The sequence below is a fragment of the Streptomyces sp. NPDC007856 genome, from assembly GCF_042868225.1.
GTDB lineage: Bacteria > Actinomycetota > Actinomycetes > Streptomycetales > Streptomycetaceae > Streptomyces.
Window position 1 is genome coordinate 1 of sequence record NZ_JBIAEC010000049.1, and the last position, 16,161, is coordinate 16,161.

Consider the following 16,161-nt stretch of genomic DNA (forward strand, 5'->3'; position numbering starts at 1 on the left):
TGAACCACCTGCTCAGCCTGCTCGTTCTCCACGGCGGTCTCCGTCATCAGACGCGTCTCCTTGATCATCAGATCCGCCGTTGATTAGACACTCCCCCCCGAGGCGTTGCTGCGCTCCCGCATGGATTTTCTCCTGCTGCTGCCTCACGGACAGCGCGTCGTCCTGGAGGTCGACGGATCCCAGCACTACACCCGCGACCGCGGCCGCACTCCGGATACCGGCAAGTACGCGGACATGGTCGCCGCTGACCGAGATCTCAAGCTCAGGGGGTACGAAGTGTTCCGCTTCGGCCACGACGAACTCAAGCGTCTCAATGCCGCCCAGGCCCTTCTGCGGCAATTCCTCCCGGACATGTTCCGCCGCTTCAAGGTGAACAACTGACGCCCTCGGAGTCGGCGCAGGATGCTCCGCACAGGCCAGCGCGCCAGGCCGATACCGCCTGGCTCCTCAGGCCAGAGGCAACTGACCGAGGGACCGGCCCCGATCGGCCTGCGCCTCCAGCAGAGCGGCCACGTCCGGGCCCCACATGAAGACGGGGCCATCCCAGTACGCCGGGACCGCCACGGGCGCGAGGCGCACCTCGGTGCCGTGGAGGCGCGCGGCGTCGAAGAGGGTCTGCAGCATCTGCATGCCTGCCAGGTCGAGCGCGCCGAGACGGGCATGCCACGTCTGGGTCTCAGTGTCGTACGAGGCGAACGGGCGGAGCCTGTCGAGTTGCTCCTGCCATTGAGGATCGGCGGCCGGCGCTGCCTGGATGGTGGCCTCCAACACCCATGCACCCTCAGGGAAGTTCGGCGAACTGGTCATGCAAGGGACGGTAGACGCCGGCACTGACAACTCGCCCGGCCATCACCCAAGACGACTGCTCGGGCCCAGCCGGGAGTCGTAGGCCGTGCCGCTGACGCGCGGTTCGCCGGTCGCCGAGGTGACCTTTCTGCACATACGGCATTGGGTACGGCAACGCGTTCAGGACGTCTCCTCCTGGACGCGTCCGCGAAACGAGGGGCCCGAAGCCGTGCCCGGCTCCGGGCCCCTCACGCAGCCCGCCTTCCCCGGAGAACCGGTGTCATCAGCTCGTTGGCGGGGTTTCGGGGCATCAGCCACACCCGACCGCGCCGGCCTGGGATGAGGAGGACGGCGAAGGCCTACTCAGGGACGATCACCCGCATCGTGCCGGCGTCCTCGCCGTAGGGCTCGGTGGCACGACCGCCTCATCTCGCGGGAGGCGGGGCGGAAGGCGATGGCCTGCACCCTGACGCCGGCAGGCGGGGCAGAGACGATCGTGATCGACGGCCAAGAGCACCCTGTGAAACTCGGAGTGTTCCTCAGCAACACCAAGACCAGACGCGGGAAGCTCACCACCGACAAACTCCAGCAGCTCGCCGACCTCGGACTGGAGTGGGCGACGGCATAGGGCAGGCCAACCGGCGGTCCGCGATAGACGTGGCCGCGATGCCTTCGCTGCGCATGAGGACCCGGTACCGAGCAAGACCGTCACTCGTTCGCCGTGTATCGGCAGCACAGCCGCACTGGGATGGCGCAGCGCGCCACGGGCACGCCGTCCGGTCGTGGCCGAGCGGGCGTCCGGCTCCGGCTCCGCCCGGTCCGCGTACACCGGCGAGCCGCAGTCCAGATAGATCACCGGCACACTGGCGGCGAAACGGTCCCGGACCGCGCGCAGCAGTCGCCCCTTGCCCATGCCCGGGCCACCGGTGACCAGCACCACGGGAAGGTCGGGCCCGTACAACGGTTCGCGGCCGGCGCCCGATGGTGACCGTCCGAGCAGGCGCGCGAAGAAGCCCTCCTCGTCGAGGAGTCTTTCGAATCCCAGGGCTTCACACACGGATCCCTCATAGAGGCTCTCCCGCCTGGGGCGGGGTGACGGTGGAAGGAGATTATTGGAGCATAGGTCCTCTGTTCGGACACCGGTGATTACAGGACAGGAAGTTGGCGATATTGGGCACGGAGTCCCGGGACGCGCCGGCACCACCTCGGACGCCCGCATGTCATGCCGGAGAAAGGCCGGAAAGGCCCAAGTGGAAGGGGATGCGGTCCGCCGGGTCGGCCGGGATCAGGCCACGCCGAGGAAGCTCAGTACGGCGAGCACCCGGCGGTGGTCGGCGTCCGCCTTCGGCAGGTCGAGCTTGGCGAAAATGTTGTTGATGTGTTTGGCCACCGCGCTCTCGCTGACCACGAGTTGCCCCGCTATCCCGGCGTTGGACCGGCCGCCCGCCATCAGCTCCAGGACCTCGCGTTCCCGCGGGGTGAGCCGGTCCAGCGGGCCGCTGTGGCGGCGCACCAGAAGCTGCGAGACGACCTGCGGGTCCAGCGCCGTCCCGCCGGCCGCGACCCGGCGCAGCGCGTCCACGAACTCCTCCACGTCCGCGACGCGTTGCTTGAGCAGATAGCCGATGCTGGAGGTGTTGGCGGACAGCAGATCGGCCGCGTACCGCTCCTCCACATACTGCGAGAGCAGCAACACCGCGGTCTTTGGCCACTGTTGTCTGATGACCAGCGCGGCGCGCACTCCCTCGTCGGTGAAACCGGGGGGCATGCGGACGTCCACCACCGCGATGTCCGGCCGGTGCTCCTCCACCGCGGTCAACAGCGCCTCGCCGTCGCCGACTTCGGCGACGACCTCGAAGCCGGCCATCTCCAGGACCTTGACCACCCCGACCCTGAGCAGTACGGAATCCTCGGCGATCACGGCACGCACGGCAGCTCCACGGTGATGACGGTCGGCCCCCCGACGGGGCTGTCGACCGACAGGGTGCCATCGACCGAGGCGACCCGCTTGGCCAGCCCCGCAAGGCCGGTACCACCGGTGGGTTCCGCGCCGCCCACGCCGTCGTCGCTGATGACGACCAGCAGCGTCGTCCCGAAGCGCTCCACGGTGACCTCGGCGCTGGACGCCTCCGCGTGCTTCACCACGTTCGTCAGTGCTTCGGAGACGACGAAGTAGGCGACCGCCTCGATCGTGGGCGACGGCCGCGACGGCAGGTCCACCTTCACCCGTACCGGGATGGGTGCTCGGGCGGCGATGCCGGACAGCGCGGCGTCCAGGCCGCGGTCCTCCAGCACGGCCGGGTGCAGCCCGCGCACCAGGCCGCTCAGCTCCTCTATCGCCTCCTTCGCCTCCCGGTGCGCCTCGCCGATCACCTGGCGGGCCTCCTCGGGCAGGTCGGTGAGCGTGGCCTTGGCCAGGCCGAGGTTGACGGCCAGGGAGACCAGCCGCTGCTGGGCACCGTCGTGCAAGTCACGTTCTATACGCCGTCGTTCGGCATCGACCGCGTCCACCAGGCCGGTCCTGCTCTCGGTCAGGTCCTCGACCCGGCGCGCCAACTGCTCCTCGCGGCTGGGCCCGAGCAGGACGGTGGCGGTGCGGGTGTCGAGCCGGGAGAGGGCGTCGGTCGACAACCGCGCGATGTGGAGCAGCGCGAGCCCCGCCGCGGTGACGTACGCCGCCCAGGTGTAGTAGCCGGGATGGTCGACGCGCCAGTCCAGCGGCACCAGCCAGATCCACAGGTAGATCGAGGTGGCGGTGACGGCCACGACCCATGCCAGGAGGGTGAAGGACCCCGCGAGAGCGAGCAGCGGCCCGTCCAGCAGGTGGTACCTGAGCTGCCGGTGCCCAGCCCGGGATCGCAGCCACTCCGGCAGCCGGGGCCGCTGTCCCGCGTAAGGCGAGGGGATGGCCACGTCGAGCCGGGTACGGAAGCGGCCGCGCTGCACCTCGGTCAGCAGCGGCCCGGCGAGCACGATGGCCGTGAACGGGATGAACACCGCGAGCAGCAGTTGGCCCGCCGGGTCGAGGACCGGGAGGACGAGCAGCCACGGCAGGGACACGACGAAGAGGACGCCGAGCTGGACGAGGACGCCCGTGACGAGGAACGAGACCGGTCGTCCGGCTCCCTGGAACGGGAACAGAAGTAGGCGCCGCAGGCGGGCGGTTGTGTGCATGGGGAAACGGTAGGTGTCCGGGCCGGGGGCGGGCCATGGCAAGAGCATCCGCCTCGGGGTGTAGCTAGTGCCACCCCCACAACGGACATTCGCGTTACTGACCGTGAGCGCCTGGCGGGCGAGGCTGGAGGCCGTGAAGGAGCACCGGGAACGCGAGGAGACCGATCCGATGAGCACGCTGAGCGTCTGCCGACTTCAGGACGAGGCCCGCGGCTCGGCCGGCCGGCGCACGCGTCGCCGGTACCGCCTGGAACACCTCCTGGTCGGCTGCGGGCTGGCCCTGCTGCCGTGGCTGGTCGTGCTGGCCAACGGTCTGCCGGGGACCGCCATCGCCTCGAACTGGTGCACTGCCTGGATCGGCCTGGACGCGCTGGAGGCGCTGGGTCTGATCGCCACGGGGCTGCTGGCTGCACGCGGCCACCACCTGCACGCGCTGACGGCCGTCGCCACCGCGACGCTGCTGGTGGTCGACGCCTGGTTCGACACGGTGACCGCGGCACCGGGCGCGGATCAGATATCGGCGGTGGTGATGGCGGTCGGCGCGGAACTGCCGCTGGCGGTGGTGTGCGTCGTGCTGGCGGTACGGGGGTTTGCCCGCCAGACAGCCTGACCCTCGCTCCCGGCCCCGCCTCCTTCCCGCACGCCACCATCCCCTCCCAAGGAGAGATCCATGTCCCACACCGTCCTGGCCAAGCCCGCCGTCCGCTGGGCGCTCGCCGCCGGTGCCGTCGCCGCCGGCGCCCTGTGGTTCGGCGACAAGGCCCCTTACCCGTACGCCCAACACAAGCTGCTGGACCTGCCGTTGCCGTATCTGACCGCGAACCGCCTGGACGCCGTGCTGCGGCCCAGGCCAGGTGAGCGGGTGCTGGAAGTCGGTCCCGGCACCGGCCTGCAGTCGCTGCACGTCGCTCCCCAACTCGGCTCGGACGGACGGCTGGACGTCCTGGACATCCAGCCGGAGATGCTCGACCACGTGATGCGCCGCGCGGAACGGCACGGCGTCGCCAACATCACGCCCACCCGAGGTGATGCTCGTGAACTCCCCTTCCCTGACCGCACGTTCGACGCCATGTACCTGGTGACCGCACTGGGGGAGGTACCGGAGCCGGAGCGGGTGCTGGCCGAGGCGGTCCGGGTGCTCACCCCCGGCGGCCGACTGGTGGTCGGCGAGTTCTTCGACCGCCACTGGATCCCCTTCGGCACCTTGCACCGCCTCGCCGACGACTCCGGCCTCCACCTGGCCGTACACCGTGGCTCCACCCTCGCCTACCTAGCCCGCTTCCGCCCCTGCGCCGCGGCAGCGTAGGGACGGGCCCGGGTGTACTGCCCCGAGAGGCCGGGGACGCGGCCGGGCGGCTGGTCTTTTTACCCGCGGAGCTGACGGATCCCGGCGGCCGGCCCATACCTCCTGCCGTACAAGCTGCTCGCGTCTGGAGGCAGCGTGCCCATCTCCCGCAACAGGGCAGGAACCGTCTTCGTGACCGGTGCACTGGGTCTGGCCCTCGCCGCGCTCGCCTACCCCGCCATGCTCGGCGTCCAGAGCACGTCCGGCTCCCCGGACCGTAAGATCGGTCCTCGAAGTCGCGGGGGCTAGTCGGTGGATTGAACAGCTTCGAGGTATTCAGCCCAGCTGTCTTGGGCGTAGTGGGCCCAGGCGTAGGCGGTGTGGGGGTGGACGCCGAAGAGGTCGCTGACCACGATCGGAGGGAGGTCGGTGATCACTTCCATCATGGCCGTGTTGCGGGCGCCGATGCCCGGCAGACCGCGCAACTTCATGTAGTTGTTGACGGTCTGGGGGCTGCGCGGGCGGCTTGGCAGCCGGCCCGGGAAGAGGAAGCCCGGTGTCCCGGTGTGCGCCTGCTGGAGCACGGAGGTGCGGCAGGCGGGCTCGCCTCCAGCTCGGCGACCCGGGCCTCCAGCTGCCGGATCCGCTCGTCGGGATCGGCAGCCGGCGCCGTCTGCCCGGAACCAGCCGGAACCTTCCTGGCCCCGGGCCGGCCGACAGGGCCAGCACCACGGCGTTCACGGTCCCGCAGCACCCACTCCCGCAGAGTGGCCCGGTTGATGCCCAGGTCAGCGGCGATGCTCTTGTACGTCGCCCCGGGAGTGGACTCGTACAAGGCCACAGCATCGGCCTTGAACTCGTCCGAGTAGTCCTTCATCGCCATCGGCGGTCTTCTCGCTTCCTCCGGATCAAGCAGATCCAGTATCAGCGTGTCCACCACTCAGGGGGAGGCTCCGTGGTCCGGGAGCCAAGCAGGCTGACTTGGGAGTTGATCACTCCCGCTCGGGAGCTGCCGGAACGTCAATGCCGCGGGGTGCGAGACGAAGGCATATGGCACACGACGCCTTCGGAGGTGCTCGCTCTCGGAGGGCAGGTCGATGTCTCGTTGTGATGCCGCCGGTGCCCCTAACCGCATAGATGATGCGGTTCGCTGCCCGTGACCTGCGACTACACAGCCTGTTGGCACGGGTGCGGCACGGCAGGGATAAGCGCTCCTTCACGAACAGGCCGCGGCCGATCTGCACGGCCCAGAAACCCACGCAGGCACCACCCGTTCACCTTCGGGTGGTGCCCGCCGAGCGCTGCTGTCGAGACTCAGGCCTTGTTGACCTTGGCCGCGCGTCCCGGTCCTTGGATCTGGAACGAGACGGTGTCCCCGGGATGGATCTCGTCGGGGTCGATCACGAGGTCGTCTACCGTGAAGTACAGCACGGGACCACCTTGGTCGTTCTTGATGCTTCCCTCGCCCGGGTCCGCGTTCCACTCATGGATCTTGCCTTGGTCCATGGCTGTGTCTCCTTGGCTTGATGGGGGGGGCGGGCTCCGGTCGCACGCCGGGCTCGCTCCCAGCGAACGCGACCCCGCGTGCGTCAGCGACCGCTGTGCGTCGAACGGGTGACGACGGCCGCCAGCCCACCGACGGGCGTTCAGCGCTCCCATACCTCCGGGCCGCCACCGTGCCACTCGATCAGCGGCGAGTTCACCAGGTCCACCACGTCCAACCCCTCCAGGCCGGCACGCTCCAGGAACACGCTCAGGTCATGCAGGCTGTATGCGGTTCCCAGCGTCTCGCTGCCGACCTGGATGCGACGGCCGCCACCCTCTCCGGGCGGGAACACGATCACGCGACGCTCAGCCATAGCCTCAGCCTCGCCCAACGGCAGGTGAGGCGCATTCGGGGGACGGCTGTCAGTGGCGGCGGTTGCCCCACGGGGGTCGCGTCGTCGTCGTGGTGTCTTGTGGCCGAGCTACACCAGCCGGTGTAGCGTCGTAATCAGCAGTCGTGGTTCCGAAGTCCCGTTCGCCCGTGATCGCATCGCGGGCGTTTTTGCTGTTCAACGCCTCTCCGGACCAGGGCGATCACCTCCGGGACCCGCACGGTGCGGGACCCGATACGAGTCCCCTCGAAGGAGACAGGCACATGGCCAAGGGCACTGTGAAGTGGTTCAACGCGGAAAAGGGCTTCGGCTTCATCGAGCAGGAGGGTGGCGGCCCCGACGTCTTCGCCCACTACTCGAACATCGTCGCCCAGGGCTTCCGCGAGCTGCAGGAGGGCCAGAAGGTCGAGTTCGACGTTACGCAGGGCCAGAAGGGCCCGCAGGCGGAGAACATCCGCCCCCTGTAACGCCACACGCAAGAGAGGCCCCAGCTGATGGGTACATCCCGGCTGGGGCTTCTTCGTTCCCGTCCGCCGGTTGCGCCTGCCGGGGCCGCCCTACCTGTCAGCCCTCGCTCGGGACGATGAAGCCCCTCGCTGGCCTGGGCTCTTCCGGGTCACGCGAGTCCGGCTGCTGCGTGCGCTTCCACGCAGCGACCAGATCCGCGTGCCGCGGGTTGGCTTTGTTCACGAGATTGGGTTCTGGTCCAACTTCTGTGGTGTGCCTACTCCCTGTGAGCGTTGATCTTGCTGGCCCCTTTCGCGAGGTCGTCTGGAAACCGCCGGTACCGACCTCGTCTGGGCTGATGGTTCTGGGCTGTGCGCGAGGTACTGCTCCGGCTGGAAGAGCTGCTCTTCCTGTCGGCTCCGGGGATCAGGGTGGTGTCGGTGCAGGACGACGGAGAGGTGGTCCGAGTCGGCGTCCGATGTCGGACGGCCAGGGCTCGGTGCCCGGGCTGCGGGAACTGGTCGGGACGGGTGCACGGGTCCTACCTGCGGTTCCCGCTGACCTCCCGGTGGTGGGACGGCGGGTGGTGCTGTGCCTTCGTGTCCGGCGCTTCATGTGCGAAGACCTCTCCTGTGGGCGGCGGACGTTCGTCGAGCAGGTCGCGGGCCTGACCCGGCGGTACAGCCAGCGAACCGAACGAATGCGGTCAGTGCTGGCCGAGGTCGGCCTCGCGTTGGCCGGTCGTGCCGGTGCCCGACTGGCCGACGTCTTCGGTGCGAGGGTCAGCCGGAATACGGTCCTGCGGCTGGTCGATGCCCTCCCGGAGCCCAAGCCACAGGTCCCGCGTGTGGTCGGCGTCGACGAGTACGCGATGCGCAGGGGCCGTGTCTACGGGACCGTGCTGGTCGACGTCGAGACCCGCCGGCCGGTAGACCTGCTGCCAGATCGAGAAGCGGGGCGCCCACCGCGGTCCAGGTCGCCGACCGGTTCCATCTGTGGCGCAACCTCGGCGCAGCGGCCGAGCGGTGTGTCTCCCGCCACCGCTCGTGCCTCCGCGTGTCCTTCGCCGAGTCGGCGCCGGAGCAGGTTCCGGCTCCGGCGCCGGCCGAAAACGGGTCGCCATGGCCCACCGGGCACCGGTTCGCCGACCGTACCCGCGCCAGGCACGCCGCCGTCCACGCGCTGCTGGCCGCTGGCCACAGCCGACGGTCGGTCCAGCGCGAGCTCGGCATGACCTACCGCACCGTCCAACGGCTAGCCGACGCCGCGAGGCCGGAAGACCTGTTCCAGGGGCAGTGGCAGAACCGCCAGACCACGCTCGACAACTTCAAGCCGTACCTGCACGAGCGATGGGCCCAGGGCTGCACGAACGCCTGGACCCTCTGGGAAGAGATCAAATCGCAGGGCTATACCGGCGGCTACGGCGCCGTCCGCGCTTACCTCCAACCGTTTCGCACATCCCCGACCGCGCCTGCAGCCCGTCCTCCGTCCCCGCGCACGGTCACCGGCTGGATCCTGACTCACCCCGACACCCTGCCGGAGTGCGAGCGGCTGAAGCTCAAATCCGTCCTTGCCGGCTGCCCTGAACTGGATGCCCTCACCAGGCACGTCCGCGCGTTCGGGAAGATGCTCACTCAGCTCCAGGGCGACCAGCTCCCACAATGGATCAAGGCGGTCCGCGCCGACGACCTGCCCAGCCTCCACACCTTCGTCAACGGCCTCGAACGCGATCTCGCCGCCGTCACCGCCGGCCTAACCCTGCCGTGGAGCTGCGGCGTCGTCGAAGGCCACGTCAACCGGATCAAAATGATCAAGCGCCAGATGTACGGCCGGGCTGGCTTCGGTCTCCTGCGGAAACGAGTCCTGCTGGCATCCTGACGGGACAGTCACGAGCTCTGCTGGAGTCGCTCCGCAGCCTGAGCAGGGGTGCCGTAGTAGCCAGGCCGTGCCAGCAGGACCGAGCTGAAGTAGTAGCCCTGTTCTTCTTCCGGCTCATCGTCGGCTGCGAACGGACGCCAGAAGCTCAGCAGCAAGTCCGGGGCGATGAATGAAGCATCGTCGTCAGGATCTTCCTCGATCGAGGTGAGCTCACCGACGCGCCGGACAACCTCGCGGGCCGGAAGCGCGAACACGTCCACACCCTGGAACAACACTCGATCCGTCTGGGACGAGGGCCTTCCCAGCTCGATAGCTTCGAGCATGTCGCGCATGCAGTGGATGCTGATCACGAGCCCGCTGGGACGGAACACGTGTTGTCCCTGCCGGTCGGACTCCGAGATCGCAGAAGGATCGCGGAGCGAGTCCAACGCGGTGTTGGCCGCGTGTCGAGTCATACCGATCCGCAACGGGCCAACGCCGTTTGGTGGGGCGAGGTCGAAGTCCATGCGGGCATGATCCCAAACAGGTCTGTCAGCGAGTGACGAAGGACCATCCAGTCCCGGCAGGTTACAGAGTGTGAGGGCTCCACAGAAGTTGGACCAGAACCCGAGATTGGACAGCACTTGGGTCGCGTCCCGCGAAGTGGTGTAGCGATGTGGAGTCCACGACTCCGCACGTCACGCACGCCGACAGGGCCGACGCCCGGGCAGAGGCCGCTCCGATGGCCTGGAACAGCATCGACACCGACCGAGGAACCTCGGCGGTGATCACCATGGAGGCGGTAGCCGGAGCGAGGTGGTCCGGATTCCTACACCACTTGGCGGGACACCATCAGCACTTGTTCATCGATTTCGGGCTCTGGCACAGATCTTGGGGAGCGGTCGCGGAGGGTCACCGGGCAGGTCGCTTCGCGGCTGTGATCACACTTGTTCTTGGTAGATCCTGATTTCCTGGGGATGGGAGTGGCGGACGATCGTCCAGAATTCCTGGCGGCCAAGGCCGTCGGCCCAGCGGTCGAGTTCGTCGTCCGTGTCGTGGAAGAACCAGGACTCGAAGTGCCCCAGCGCCCGAAGTTGAGGGACGGGCTCGTATCGAAGTTCGCAGTGGAGCTGGATGTAATGATCACGCTCGCCGGAAGTGTCGTTGATCTCGAACTGCCGGGCAAGGTCCAGCGTGAAGACGGGCGGTCCCTCGAAGGCGTGAGTCCCGTACTGGAAGAGAAGGCCATCAGCGTCCGGCGTGTCCGCGGTGTCGAATCGTTGGGAGCCGAAGCGTACGAACCTGAGCCACACCTCGTCCAAGTCCAACTCGGCCAGGGGCTGCTGCCCACGGCTCAGCTCATGTTGAAGTCGCTCCTCGGCCCGGTCTATGGGCAGTCTCCTCGACATCCCTGTCCTTCGCGGTCTCGACGGAATCTGTGGCCTCGCGGCGATCTTCTCAGGCCACCGCACTCGCTGACGTGATCAGGCTTGGCTGCAGAGCCTGGGGCGAGACGCTATTGGAGCAGGATCATCTTGCGGAGTAACTCGAATCCGGCACGTCCGTCGAGCTGCCTCTTGATCTTTTTGATGCGGTTCACGGCGCCTTCCGTGCCGCCGGAGCTCCAGTGCAAGGTAAGGCCGGCGGTCACCGCATCGAGGTCTCGAAGCAGGTGGAGGGCGAAGTTGGTGAGGCCGGGCAGCTGGCTGGCATCGACGGCCTCGATCCATGCGGGGAGTGTGGGACCCAGCCGGTGAGCCAGGATCTCGCCGAGACCGCGGACATGTTCGGCCGCGATATCCAGTTCAGGACAGCGAGCCAGGACGTCCTTCAACGCGGCGCGCTCGTCTTCGCTCAGGGTTGACGGGTGACGGGTGAGCCAGCCGGTGACCCGCCTCACGGTCGGCGGCGGGGGCGGCGCCTGCGGCGGTGCGGCGCGCAGGGTGGCAATGCAGGCGCGGACCATCTGGTAGGTGACGGGCGCGTTCTGAGCGATCAGTTCGCGATGCAGGCAGGTGACGTTCGTGCATCCCGCAGCGAACCGCCGCTCCAGATAGGGCTTGTAGGGGTCCAGACTACTGGGCCGGGGACGGTTCTCCCGGAGGGTGTCCTGCCAGGTGGCAGCACGTGCGTAGCGCAGCACGGTGTTGAGCCCCCAGCCCAGATGCCGGGCGATCGCCCGGCGGGAGTGGCCCTGGGCGAGCAGCTCGTGGACCAGGGCGTGCGCGGCCTTCTTACGCTGGGCCCGTCGGCCATCAAGGTCCGGTCCGCCGCGCACCGAGTCATTGGGCGACGTCTCAACGTCCGTTCGTGTTGGCGCTGTGGGTCCGTTCAGGCATTCGCGGTGGGCGGCGACGCAGGTTTCCACGGCTCGGCCGATGCCCTGCCACAGGTGGAACCGGTCGGCGACCTGGATCGCGGCGGGAGCGCCGAGTCGCGCGCCCTCGGCATAGGCCCCCGCCCGGTCCCGGCAGATGATCTCCATGCCCGGGTGGGTGGCCAGCCACGCGGCCAGCGGTCCAGAGTTGCGCGTCGGAATCACGTCCACCACGCGATGGGTCTCTCCGCAGGTCAAGACGGTGGAGTAGGTCTGCCCACGGCGGGTAGCGAAGTCGTCCACACCCAGCACGCGCGGCGTGCTGGGCTGCGGGTCAGGCAGCGCCATGACCTTGCGCAGCAGGGTCATCCGTCCCACTTGGAAACCCAGGTGGGCGGTCAGCCGAGCGCCGGCCCGTCCGGCGAGTGCGAGCCCGACGCGCTCCAGGACGTGGCCCAGCCGCGTGGTGAAGCGCGCGTACGGGGCGGTCAACTGAGCGAACGGCTCGGCGAACGTGCGACGCAGGCAGTTGTCCGTGCTGCAGATGAAGCGCCGGACCGTCAGATGGATCACGACACTCTGTTCAGCGAGCGGCAGATCCTTCGGTCTGCGCTGGTAGGAGTCGTGCACTCGGTTCGAGGAGCAGCCGCAGTCCGGACATGCCGCCCCGGCTGCCCGGCCTCTGGCCGTGACGTCGATCGTGCCGAAGGCGGCGGTCACCGCTTCGACGTCCACGTCGTCGAATCCATCGAACACGAGCGAGTCCCAGAACGTTGCGTCGGCCTGCATGACCAGCACCGTCACCGCTCGCTGCGGTCACCGGAGAGGCCGAGCGCAGAGCTGACGGAGCGTCACTCCCTGCTGCAAAGCGGGGAGGCGTACGCGGTCTCACACGAATCTGGGTCCTTGCAATCGAACGCCGCGGTGACGCTCCGCGACCGCTCCCCAAGATCTGTGCCAGAGCCCAAAAGTCACTGACATTGATCTCGATGCTCGCCGCAGAACGACTCCCGAAGTCACGCCGAAACGACTCCCTCAGAAACCGACACAGCCAGGAACAGGGCCACCGAGAGTCCATTACGTGCGGGTGACGGTGCCGCAGGTGCGCTGCGCACCGGGCGGCCTGCTGCTGTCGTAGGGATCGACCGCCGGGCCGGTGTGCGGGACCTTGTGCTCTGCCGCCGGGAAATCCGGGCGCAGGTAGCCGTCGTAGTAGCCGCACAGGCTGTCGGAGACGGTCCCGTTGCTCTGCACCACCCACAGCTTCCCGTTGGCGCCCACCTCCACATCCAGCGTCCGTCGGACGATGACGCGGGCCACCTGTCCGGATGGGTCGCCGGTGCGGGTGAACGGGTAGACGAAGATGGCGTCCGCCTTCACCTCGACCTGGTCACCGCGGTCAGCCGCGAAGGTCATCGTGCCGTGGGTCCTGACCACGCCGCCGACCAGTGTGAAACGCGAAGGGTCGTAGCGGGTGAAGAAGTCGGCCGCGTCATGATGCGGGCTGGGACTGCTCAGTGCTGCCGCCATGCGGCTGAGCTGCACTGTTTCCTGGGGGTCGATGAGATCGAAGGCGGCCTGTGGGCGTGCGCCGCGCAGGGCGCCCGACTCGAGATTGGTGGCGACCAGGTAGTCCTTGGTGTGCCGCAGTGCCTGGGCGACCTGGCTTTGCGTCAGCGTCCCGACGGCCCGAACCCGCGGCAGGACGATGCCGGCCGGACCAGTCAACCACTGCTCGGCGGGCGACCCGGCGAAGGGGTGCTGGATAGCGGGCACGCCGACAGGCGAGGCGCCGGCCGCCGACGCGACTGCTGGTGCGGTGACCCGGTGTAGCAGGCCCAGGGCGACCGAAGAGTTGAGCGCCACCGCAGTGACCCCAGCGGCCAGTGCGGTGAGAGCCATGGTGAGCCGCCACCGACGGCGCAGGCCCGCACCGCCCCCAATCCCCGCCGAGGCCGACCCGGTCCACCAGCCGCCAGGCAGGGCCGCCCGGCCATCTCTCCTCTTCTTACCGCTACCCACCGCCTGCTTGTCCTGCCCTCGCAACCGGGCGGTGACGAGACGGGCGCGCGCGGACGGCTCCTTGGGGGCCTCGGCTCGTATCCGCTCCTCGGAATCCGCGAGGAACTGGTCCCAGACGTCGTCGGAGACAGAGGAGTGGTCGTCCGCAGGCGGAGGCTCGATAGTCATGGCGCTTTTTACCCGGGAACAGCCGTTCGCTCCAAACCGGACCCTGTGCCCTCCCCGGACGTCGGTCATTGTGAAGCGTTCCTGAAAGCCGCAAACAACCGTTCTTGGAGATGACCTACGCAGCCACCGCGGTTCTTCGCGGCAGTCGGAACACCCCCGCGTCGGCGAGGAGGACCGGTCTTCGTCCCGCCCGTGGCGGCGCCCCCGTCGGAACGCCCCGCGTTGGCAGGGAGACCGCTCGTCGCCCTTCGGCATGCGGGAGTAGAGCGGAACACCCCCGCGTCCGCGGGGAGAACGAGGGCCCCATGGGTGATCCAGCCCGACGCATCGGAACACCCCCGCGGTCGGCGGGGGGGACAGTTGGGCTTGCAGGTGGGCGCGGACGCCGGCCGGAACACCCACGCGTCGGCGGGGAGGACCGCCCCGGAGCTGATCGCCCTGTGCGTGAAGTGCGGAACACCCCCGCGTCGGCGGGAGGACGCCGGGTGCGTGGGTCTCCAGGTGCCGGACCACGGGACACCTCCGCGTCGGCGGGGAGGACCGCGGCAACGCTGGTGAACCTCTGCCGACAGTCGGAACACCCCCGCGTCGGCGGGAAGGACTCCAGCTCGCGCCCCGCCCGCCAGTGCAGCACCGGAACACCCCTGCGTCGGCGGGGAGGACCCCACCACGATCACGTAGAAGGGCGGGAGTGCCGGAACACCCCCGCGTCGGCGGGGAGGGCTCCTCCATCTGCGGCTTCGTACGGTCGCCGTACGGAAAACCCCGCGCCGGCGGGGAGGACTCGCCGAGGCCGAGGCCGAGCAACTCGTGTTGCGGAGCACCCCCGCGTCGGCGAGGAGGACCCCAGCCCCGGCGGGGGTCTGCACGGTCGCATTCGGAACAGCCCCGCGTCGGCGAGGAGGACACCCAGTCGGAGGCTCAGGCACAGGGTTACTACGGAACACCCCCGCGTCAGCAGGGAGGACGGCGCATCCGGGTTACCCCAGGGCAGCGTCACCGGAGCACCCTCGCGTCAGCGGGGAGGACAGCGTGGTCTGGGAGTACGCCGCGTCCACGATCGGAACACCCCCGCGTCGGCGGGGAGGACGTGAGCAGGGGCCGCAGCGTCTCGCCGGTGGGCGGAACACCCCCGCGTCGGCGGGGAGGCCGTCCGATGAGCCGCAACACCGGCCGGGACCCGCGCCCCATGGCGCCAGAGATGGTCGTAGCCGTCCAGGCCAGCGCTGAACGTCAGTTACAGCAATAGCCCTCGCTCTAGAACCTGATCGATAGCGGATCGAAACGTGACAGCATGGACATGCCCATTCAGGACTTCCTAGGTTCTCGATCTATGTTTGCCGCTGTCGACACACATTCGGACGCGTACCAGGCGGGACAGGTGCTTGCCCCGTTTACCCTGGCCGCCATCGTCCTTGTCATCCTCTGGACGACGACCCGCAAGTGGCGTCAGCCTAAACCGGTAACGATCCCCGAGGATCTGGAGGCCACGGCCAAGCTCGCGCGGGAGCGAACCCGTCGAGTCGTCATCGGCACTGTGGTCATCGTCGTGGCGGCCACCGCGATGGCTGCACCCTACATGCACCGGTCCGACGACTTCGGCAACGCTGCATCCAAGGGGCCCACGAATCTCACCATCACACCGCCGACCACCCTCGGTAGCTACAAGCTGATGACCGGCACGCAAGCAGACCTGCTTAATGCCCGAATAGCCGGGAAACTACCCAAACACTACGCCGTCGTCTTTTACACCACTGCAAGCAAGCCCACCCAGCCCGTGGTAGAGGTCTTCAGTGACACCAGCACCACCGATCCGCAGCTCGCACAGGAGCTCGCCCAGTACTCGGCTGACTACGAGGACACCGACCTCATGGCCGGAGCGCGCATCACCGACGCCAAAGTCTTCAATCCTGGCTCGGCCAGCGGAAAGATGCAGTGCGGACAGAACAACGTCGAACTGCTCTGCGGTTGGGCCGACTCCGGGACCGTCGGCGGACTCATAAGCAACTTGACCACCGGCCTCAACGTCCAGCAGATCGCTTCCCTGACCCAGGAATTCAGAGCCGCCGCCGAACACTGACACCGCGGCACTGCTCGAAGAAGCCGCCGACGCGCTGCCCAGGCGTGGTAGCGCGGGAGTGTCTAATCAACGGCGGATCTGATGATCAAGGAGACGCGTCTGATGACGGAGACCGCCGTGGAGAACGAGCAGGCTGAGCAGGTGGTTC

Annotated in this window: 17 protein-coding genes; 6 read left to right on the top strand and 11 right to left on the bottom strand. The window is 68.4% G+C overall.

Features of this window, described 5'->3' with window-relative positions:
- The first annotated feature begins 120 nt into the window (after window positions 1-120).
- Window positions 121-381, top strand: a complete 261-nt coding sequence (locus ACFYOH_RS43105) for a hypothetical protein (protein ID WP_388637390.1) — start codon at window positions 121-123, stop codon at window positions 379-381.
- 66 nt (window positions 382-447) lie between these two features.
- Here ACFYOH_RS43105 and ACFYOH_RS43110 read toward each other — a convergent pair whose 3' ends face one another.
- The 3 genes from ACFYOH_RS43110 to ACFYOH_RS43120 all read right to left on the bottom strand — a co-directional run bounded on the left by ACFYOH_RS43110 (window position 448) and on the right by ACFYOH_RS43120 (window position 3,960).
- Complete coding sequence (locus ACFYOH_RS43110; RefSeq protein WP_388637393.1) at window positions 448-807, bottom strand: hypothetical protein; 360 nt, start codon at window positions 805-807, stop codon at window positions 448-450.
- A gap of 1,264 nt (window positions 808-2,071) precedes the next feature.
- Complete coding sequence (locus ACFYOH_RS43115) at window positions 2,072-2,716, bottom strand: response regulator transcription factor (RefSeq protein ID WP_071384338.1); 645 nt, start codon at window positions 2,714-2,716, stop codon at window positions 2,072-2,074.
- Window positions 2,704-3,960, bottom strand: a complete 1,257-nt coding sequence (locus ACFYOH_RS43120; protein ID WP_388637396.1) for a histidine kinase — start codon at window positions 3,958-3,960, stop codon at window positions 2,704-2,706. The genes ACFYOH_RS43115 and ACFYOH_RS43120 overlap by 13 nt, the downstream gene beginning before the upstream one ends.
- Window positions 3,961-4,129: 169 nt before the next feature.
- On the opposite strand from ACFYOH_RS43120, the gene ACFYOH_RS43125 reads away from it, so the two are divergent.
- Window positions 4,130-4,570, top strand: a complete 441-nt coding sequence (locus ACFYOH_RS43125; protein ID WP_388637399.1) for a hypothetical protein — start codon at window positions 4,130-4,132, stop codon at window positions 4,568-4,570.
- Between the two features lie 60 nt (window positions 4,571-4,630).
- Window positions 4,631-5,266 carry a class I SAM-dependent methyltransferase gene (locus ACFYOH_RS43130; protein ID WP_388637402.1) on the top strand — a complete coding sequence of 212 codons (636 nt, stop codon included), beginning with the start codon at window positions 4,631-4,633 and terminating at the stop codon, window positions 5,264-5,266.
- 284 nt (window positions 5,267-5,550) lie between these two features.
- Here the strand turns inward: ACFYOH_RS43130 and ACFYOH_RS43135 are convergent, their stop codons facing one another.
- The 4 genes from ACFYOH_RS43135 to ACFYOH_RS43150 all read right to left on the bottom strand — a co-directional run bounded on the left by ACFYOH_RS43135 (window position 5,551) and on the right by ACFYOH_RS43150 (window position 7,104).
- Window positions 5,551-5,829 carry a hypothetical protein gene (locus ACFYOH_RS43135; RefSeq protein WP_388637427.1) on the bottom strand — a complete coding sequence of 93 codons (279 nt, stop codon included), beginning with the start codon at window positions 5,827-5,829 and terminating at the stop codon, window positions 5,551-5,553.
- Entirely contained in the window at window positions 5,733-6,128 is a 396-nt protein-coding gene (locus ACFYOH_RS43140; RefSeq protein ID WP_388637405.1) for a transposase, read from the bottom strand. The genes ACFYOH_RS43135 and ACFYOH_RS43140 overlap by 97 nt, the downstream gene beginning before the upstream one ends.
- Window positions 6,129-6,559: 431 nt before the next feature.
- The gene (locus ACFYOH_RS43145) at window positions 6,560-6,751 is read right to left on the bottom strand and encodes a hypothetical protein (protein WP_067045490.1); all 192 of its coding nucleotides are present in this window, start codon (window positions 6,749-6,751) and stop codon (window positions 6,560-6,562) included.
- Window positions 6,752-6,891: 140 nt separating this feature from the next.
- The gene (locus tag ACFYOH_RS43150) at window positions 6,892-7,104 is read right to left on the bottom strand and encodes a hypothetical protein (RefSeq protein WP_153546860.1); all 213 of its coding nucleotides are present in this window, start codon (window positions 7,102-7,104) and stop codon (window positions 6,892-6,894) included.
- A gap of 281 nt (window positions 7,105-7,385) precedes the next feature.
- On the opposite strand from ACFYOH_RS43150, the gene ACFYOH_RS43155 reads away from it, so the two are divergent.
- The gene (locus tag ACFYOH_RS43155) at window positions 7,386-7,589 is read left to right on the top strand and encodes a cold-shock protein (RefSeq protein ID WP_067045496.1); all 204 of its coding nucleotides are present in this window, start codon (window positions 7,386-7,388) and stop codon (window positions 7,587-7,589) included.
- Window positions 7,590-8,625: 1,036 nt separating this feature from the next.
- Window positions 8,626-9,447, top strand: coding sequence for a transposase (locus ACFYOH_RS43160; protein ID WP_388637409.1), 822 nt, complete (start codon window positions 8,626-8,628; stop codon window positions 9,445-9,447).
- Window positions 9,448-9,455: 8 nt separating this feature from the next.
- Here ACFYOH_RS43160 and ACFYOH_RS43165 read toward each other — a convergent pair whose 3' ends face one another.
- The 4 genes from ACFYOH_RS43165 to ACFYOH_RS43180 all read right to left on the bottom strand — a co-directional run bounded on the left by ACFYOH_RS43165 (window position 9,456) and on the right by ACFYOH_RS43180 (window position 13,933).
- Window positions 9,456-9,953, bottom strand: a complete 498-nt coding sequence (locus ACFYOH_RS43165; protein WP_388637412.1) for a hypothetical protein — start codon at window positions 9,951-9,953, stop codon at window positions 9,456-9,458.
- Between the two features lie 414 nt (window positions 9,954-10,367).
- Window positions 10,368-10,754, bottom strand: a complete 387-nt coding sequence (locus ACFYOH_RS43170; RefSeq protein ID WP_388637415.1) for a hypothetical protein — start codon at window positions 10,752-10,754, stop codon at window positions 10,368-10,370.
- 188 nt (window positions 10,755-10,942) lie between these two features.
- On the bottom strand, window positions 10,943-12,547 hold the full coding sequence (locus tag ACFYOH_RS43175; RefSeq protein WP_388637418.1) for an ISL3 family transposase: 1,605 nt from the start codon (window positions 12,545-12,547) through the stop codon (window positions 10,943-10,945).
- Between the two features lie 273 nt (window positions 12,548-12,820).
- A complete protein-coding gene (locus ACFYOH_RS43180; RefSeq protein WP_388637421.1) occupies window positions 12,821-13,933 on the bottom strand; it encodes a hypothetical protein in 1,113 nt (370 codons plus the stop codon).
- Between the two features lie 1,294 nt (window positions 13,934-15,227).
- On the opposite strand from ACFYOH_RS43180, the gene ACFYOH_RS43185 reads away from it, so the two are divergent.
- Entirely contained in the window at window positions 15,228-16,013 is a 786-nt protein-coding gene (locus tag ACFYOH_RS43185) for a hypothetical protein (RefSeq protein ID WP_388637424.1), read from the top strand.
- The last annotated feature ends 148 nt before the right edge of the window (window positions 16,014-16,161 follow it).